Source organism: Mesorhizobium sp. LNHC252B00, from assembly GCF_000502955.1.
Classification (GTDB): Bacteria; Pseudomonadota; Alphaproteobacteria; order Rhizobiales; family Rhizobiaceae; genus Mesorhizobium.
The window spans coordinates 299,694-305,693 of the sequence record NZ_AYWO01000004.1 but is presented as its reverse complement, the minus strand read 5'-3'; the positions used below and the strand labels follow the sequence as shown (position 1 = coordinate 305,693).

The following is a 6,000-nucleotide window of genomic DNA, read 5'->3' as shown; positions in this document are numbered from 1 at the left end:
CCGTTCAACGGCTTCACTGGACGAGGTTAAGTGCTTGCAAAAGCTGCAAAATAGGCGCGTTTATGGACGGAAACTCTAGGCTAGGCGCGACCTGGATGTAGCAAAGCTATCAAGCCGGCGCGAAGACGCGTGCGGCCTTGACGACCTCCTCGACCTGATCCTGGCGAAGCAGGTCGATTGGGACTTGGCCTTCGAGGTCGGCCGAGGGCCGCGTCAGCCACAGCCACGCCAGCCTCGGATTGCTGATCAGGGACAGCACGGCGCGGATGCCCGCCACCGGCCTGCCGTCGACGAACTGCGCCAGCGGGAAAACATGTTTGCGGCCGCCCTTGCGCAAGGCGATGACCTCGCCCCGCCTTTGCCAGCGATGCAGGGTCGAGCGGGCGATGCGGAGCTTTTCTTCCAGATAGGTCGATCCTGCGACGCGGCCCGCCCAGTCCTCGATCAGCATCGATTCGAGGTCGTCGGCTCGCGGTGATGAAGAAACAGGTTCATCGATATCGGCCGGGGATGCCGGTCCTGTCGCGCGGCCAATGCCTGCCTCGCTACGGCGCGCGGCCTCCGCCGCCAGCGCGCGAACAAATTTCAAGGCCAAGCCGGGCAGGTCGGCATGGATGGTGTCGATAGCGCGCTGATGTTTCGGCGACAGCGAGGTGACGGCGGACGCAATGCTGCCGGCGATCTTGCCGACCGAGACCATGGTGGGCTTGTTGATGGCCTCATCATAGTGGGCAAGTGCGCGTTCGACGTCCTCCGCGATCATCTTCGCGAAGTCGTCCTGCTTGATGTCCTGGATCTGAAATTTGTTCATGCATCTGTCTTCCGGACCGCGCGCTCCTCCCAGCGGCGGGTTGTTGAACTTCTAGAGCGGAAAGCGGAAATCGCGGCGGCAACAGATGCAGCGGCCCGACAGCTTGCTGTCTTGCATTTCTGGACACCCCAATTGGCTATTGGCGCCCCGAAAGGTCAGTCGCGGGGCGCCTCGATTGCGTGTAGGTGCGATGTGTGACAGCCGCGCGACGGTGAGCGCACGTACGGCCAAGGTGCCGATCTCCCCACAAGGAGGGAGATCGGCGGCTTGATGGCCGCTACAGCAACCCCGCCTGCTCAGCCTCGCGGCGCAAATTCTGCCGCGGCCTGGGGCCAATCTGCTGGATCACCAATCCGGCCGCCAGTGAGCCAAGGTCGCCGCAGGTCTGCAGGTCGCGGCCTTGGGTGTATCCATGCAGGAAGCCGGCGGCATAGAGATCGCCGGCGCCCGTCGTGTCGACCAGTTCCTTGATCGCTGTCGCCTTGATGACCACGGTCTCGTCGCCGCGCACGATNTCGTCGCCTGGATGGTGACGGTCTCGTCGCCGCGCACGATCACCGAGCCTTTTTCCGAGCGTGTGACGGCGGCGATCTTGCAGTCCTTGCGGATCTGCGCCAGCGCCTCGTCGAACGACGATGTCTGGTAGAGCGACTTGATCTCGTGGCTGTTGGCGAAGACGATGTCGACCGTGCCCGAACGCATGAGGTCGAGGAATTCGTCGCGGTAGCGGTCGACGCAGAACGAATCCGACAAGGTCATCGAGACTTCGCGGCCCGCCGCATGCGCCAGCTTGGCTGTCTGCCGGATTGCTTCCTTGGCGCGAGGTGGATCCCACAGATAGCCTTCGAAATAGGTGACCTTGGCGCCAGATGCCTTGTCGGCCTCGACATCCTCCGGTCCGAGCTCTACGCAGGCGCCGAGATAGGTGTTCATCGAACGCTCGCCATCGGGGGTGACGAAGATCATCGAGCGCGCCGTCGGCGGCTCGCCCTTGAGCGGCCTGGTGTCGAATGCGACGCCCTGGGCATGGATGTCGTGAGCGTAGATTTCGCCCAGCGTATCGTTCGAGACCTTGCCGAAGAAAGCGGCGCGGCCCCCGAAGCTGGCAACGCCGGCCGCTGTATTGCCGGCGCTGCCGCCGGAGGCCTCGATCGCCGGGCCCATGCGGCTGTAGAGCAATTCGGCGCGCTTTGTGTCGATGAGGTTCATCGCGCCCTTGATGATGCCGTTGGTTTCGAGGAATCCCTCGTCGCACTGGGCGATGATGTCGACAATGGCATTGCCGATGCAAAGCACGTCATATTTCGGCATCAATGTCTCCGCCAAAAACCCGAGCCGGCTTCTTGCCATGCCGGCCCGGCGCGGGTCTAGCGATTTGAAACCGGTTTGCCTAGGGCATGATACGGAACTTTGGCGAAACAGGCTGGAACGGGCCAAAGGTGCCGCCGCTGCGAGGCGCTATGACAATTCGACCGTGGCCGAAGCATTTCGTCGCCGCACAGCTTACAAGCCCGGCTCAGCCGATCACATTTTATAGCGAGCCAGCTCATGCCTGTAAAAAACGACATGACGACCGACCTGGTGTTGCTCGCCGTGCTGGCATTGCTCTGGGGCGCCTCTTACACCTTCATCAAGATCGGCGTCGAGACCATCCCGCCGGTCACCTTCATTGCCGCCCGCACTTTGATCGCAGGTGGTATCCTGTTCGCGATCATCCACTGGCGCGGGCTTGCAATGCCGGGGGATGCGGCAAGCTGGCGCCGCTTTGCCTTTCAGGCATGCCTCAACAGCGTCGTTCCGTTCACGCTGATCGCCGTGGCAGAACGCTCGGTGGATGCCGGCCTCGCCACCATCCTGAACGCGACCTCACCGATCTTCACCTTCCTCTTGACCGCGCTCGTTACCCGCCATGAGCCGGTCACCTTGCGCAAGCTGATTGGCGTCGGCGCCGGCATTACCGGCATCTGCCTCATCATCGGCACGCAGGTCCTGGGTGGTCTCGGTCACCAGTTGTGGGCGCAGCTTGCTATCGTCGCGGCGACGATCTGCTATGCCGGTGCGGCGATCTTTGGCCGTGGCTTCAAGGGCCTCGACCCCATGCTGCCGGCCGCTGGTTCGATGCTGTGCGGCGCCGTCATTCTGGTGCCGCTCAGCCTTGTGTTCGACCAGCCATGGACGCTGGCGCCGTCGACGGCATCGATCCTGGCGTTGCTCGGCCTGTCGGTGTTTTCCACCGCGCTGGCCTTCGTCATCTATTTCCGCCTCATCCATACGCTGGGCTCGGTCGGCACCACCTCGCAGGCCTACCTGCGCGTGCCCATCGGCGTCGGCATCGGCGCCCTCTTCCTCGGCGAAAGCCTGGGTTCGACGGCATGGCTGGGGATGGGTTTCGTCGTTGCCGGCGTTGCTGCCATGACCATACCGGTTCGAAAGCCGGCGTTTGCGCGGTAGAGCAATTCCAGGAAAAGTGTGAAGCGGTTTTCCCGGGAAAAGCGCACGGCGCTTTCCCTTGGGAATTGCGTCAAAACAAAGAACCAGCCCGCTTGTACGCGCGACCTAAGCTGCCTATCTCGGAAGCGTCCGCCGCTCGGCGGTGTCCGCTGACCTGGGGTTGAAGCACGGTGATTTTCGACGCAGCACGCACTGCGGTCCTCGAGCTGCTCTCGCCTCCGTTTCGTGCCGTGTTCGTGAAGACGCTTGGGCTGACCTTGCTGGCGCTGGTGGCCTTGTGGTTCGGCCTGACCAGCCTTGTCGAGTGGCTGGCGCTGCCTTGGCTGCAGACGCTGTTGCCCGGCATGCCGTCCTGGGCCGGCTGGCTCGGCGGCATCATCGCCGCCATCGCTCTTGCCTTCGGCATGGCACTGCTCATCGCGCCGGTGACGGCTGTTGTCGCTGGCCTGTTTCTCGACGATATCGCCGACGTGGTCGAGCATACCGACTATCCCGGCGATCCGCCCGGCCGCGCCATGCCGACGCTGCGCTCGCTGGTGCTGTCGATGCGATTCCTCGGCGTCGTCATTCTTGGCAACATCGTCGCCTTGCTGCTTCTGCTGGTGCCGGGCGTCAACATTGCCGCATTCTTCATCGTCAACGGCTATTTGCTCGGACGCGAGTTCTTCGAATTCGCCGCCATGCGCTTTCGTGGGGAAGACGAGGCCAAGGCCTTGCGCAGCCACTATGCCGGCACGGTGTTCCTCGCCGGGATGCTCATCGCTGCCTTCCTCGCCGTGCCGCTGCTCAATCTGGTGACGCCGCTGTTTTCTGCCGCCATGATGGTGCATCTGCACAAGGCAATCAGCGCGCGGGAAGTTGCCCGCCGCAGCTAAGCTCTATTCAGCGTAGGAGGAACCCGCACCCCAGTTCGTCGTCGGGCTCGACGATGAACTCAGCTCGCCCAGAATAATAGGCGCGGCCGCCGACGCGGGCGATGATCGCCTCGTGCTGGCCAGCCTTCGCCGTTCGCACCACGGACCCGGAAAAGCACGAGCCGGCGATGCTCTCGAACATGCGCGTCTGCCCGATCGCAATCTCGCCCTTGGCATGCATGGCCGCCAGCCGCGCGGTGACACCGGAGCCGGTCGGCGAGCGGTCGACCTCGGCCTCGGCGAAGACACAGATGTTTTTGGTCACCTCGCCGGAAAAGGCATCCTTTCCGTCGGTCAGGATGGTGCCATAGAGAAAGGCAAGGTCGGCGTGGTCGGGATGCGACAGCGGAAATTCGGCCTTCAGCCTGCCTGTCAGGGCCGTCGCCGCATCGACGAAATCGCGTACCCGGTCGCGGCCGAATTCGAGCCCGAATTGGTGGCAATCGGCCAGCGCGTAGAAGGCGCCGCCATAGGCGATGTCGAAACCGACCATGCCATAGCCCGCCAACTCTATCGTCTGCCCGCCGGCGAACAGGAAGCCCGGCACACTTTCGAATGACACCGCACCGGCCTTGCCGTCCATGACCTCGACCGAGGCGACGACCAACCCGCATGGCGCCTCGATGTTGACCGTCGTCACCGGCTCGCGTTTCGTCACCAGTCCTTCGTCGACGGCGTAGCGGCCGAGCGCGACGATGGCGTGGCCGCACATGGTCGAATAGCCCTCATTGTGCATGAACAGCACTGCGAGATCGGCGCGGGGAAGGTCCGGCTCGACCAGCAAGGCGCCATACATATCGTAGTGGCCGCGCGGCTCGAACATCAGGATTTTCCTGAGATGATCGAGATGGTCGCGCACATAGGCGCGCTTTTCCAGGATCGTGCCTCTGGGGATATCCGGATAGCCGCCAGTGACGATCCTGAGCGGCTCGCCGCCGGTATGCATATCGACGACGGTAAGCGTCATGCCGCGGACCCTATCTAAGCTGAAGACTTGCCAAACAGCGCCTGCAGCTTGCCGAACGGCATGGCGGCGCGGGTGAAGCCGAATGTACCATCCTGCTGGATCTCGCGCGCCGCGGTCTCCAGCATGCCATAGGCGAAATTGGTCAGCCACGGCCCGAGCGAAATACGCTTGACGCCGGCCATGGCCAGATCGGCGATGGTGAAGCCCGGCCTCGCCATGACGTTGACCGGCTTGCTGACCGCCGAGCAGATCGCACGCACCATCTCGACGTCACCGATGCCCGGCGCATAAAGCACGTCGGCGCCGGCCTCATCGAAGGCCTGAAGCCGCTTGATGGTGTCGTCGAGGTCGGACTTGCCCCACAGGAAATTCTCGGCGCGCGCGGTGAAGACGAAATCGCGCTTCAGCGCGCGCGCCGCCTCCACGGCCGCCGCGACGCGCTCAACGGCGTGCGAGAAATCATAGATCGGTCTGTCCGGGTCGCCGGTGTGGTCCTCGATCGAGCAGCCGGCAAGCCCGGCCGCTTCCGCCGCGAATACGGTTTCGGCGGCACTGGTCGGGCTGTCGCCCTTGCCTTTCTCGAGATCGGCCGAGACCGGCAAGCTGGTCGCCGCCGTCACCTCGCGGCAATGATGGATCATCTGGTCGAAGGTCACGGCGCCGTCCGGCAGGCCGCGCGAAAAGGCAAAGCCGGCGCTGGTCGTCGCCAGCGCCGTGAAGCCGAAAGAACCGAGCAGCTTCGTCGTGCCGATATCCCAGGGATTGGGCATGACGAAGGTCGAGGCATGCAGGTCGCGAAAGATCTTGCCCTTGTCCATGGTAGTTCCCCCTGTGCGGTGTGGCTAAACGGATTTTAT

General features: G+C 63.5%; 5 protein-coding genes and 1 pseudogene. 2 read left to right on the top strand and 4 right to left on the bottom strand.

Annotation, left to right across the window (positions count from 1 at the left end):
- Window positions 1-109 precede the first annotated feature (109 nt).
- Both X744_RS161295 and X744_RS01000000169390 read right to left on the bottom strand, forming a co-directional pair.
- The gene (locus X744_RS161295; RefSeq protein ID WP_023758261.1) at window positions 110-811 is read right to left on the bottom strand and encodes an antitoxin Xre/MbcA/ParS toxin-binding domain-containing protein; all 702 of its coding nucleotides are present in this window, start codon (window positions 809-811) and stop codon (window positions 110-112) included.
- Between the two features lie 277 nt (window positions 812-1,088).
- Window positions 1,089-2,122: pseudogene (locus X744_RS01000000169390) on the bottom strand (adenosine kinase).
- A 237-nt stretch (window positions 2,123-2,359) separates the two neighbouring features.
- Here X744_RS01000000169390 and X744_RS161300 point away from each other — a divergent pair.
- Window positions 2,360-3,262, top strand: coding sequence for an EamA family transporter (locus X744_RS161300; RefSeq protein WP_023758260.1), 903 nt, complete (start codon window positions 2,360-2,362; stop codon window positions 3,260-3,262).
- A gap of 170 nt (window positions 3,263-3,432) precedes the next feature.
- Window positions 3,433-4,137 (top strand): sulfate transporter family protein, encoded by a 705-nt coding sequence (locus X744_RS161305; RefSeq protein ID WP_023758259.1) that lies wholly within the window; start codon window positions 3,433-3,435, stop codon window positions 4,135-4,137.
- Between the two features lie 7 nt (window positions 4,138-4,144).
- On the opposite strand, the gene X744_RS161310 is transcribed toward X744_RS161305, so the two are convergent.
- Together X744_RS161310 and X744_RS161315 are read right to left on the bottom strand one after the other, a co-directional pair.
- A complete protein-coding gene (locus X744_RS161310; protein WP_023758258.1) occupies window positions 4,145-5,143 on the bottom strand; it encodes a proline racemase family protein in 999 nt (332 codons plus the stop codon).
- A gap of 14 nt (window positions 5,144-5,157) precedes the next feature.
- A complete protein-coding gene (locus tag X744_RS161315; RefSeq protein ID WP_023758257.1) occupies window positions 5,158-5,961 on the bottom strand; it encodes an oxaloacetate decarboxylase in 804 nt (267 codons plus the stop codon).
- Window positions 5,962-6,000: the final 39 nt, after the last annotated feature.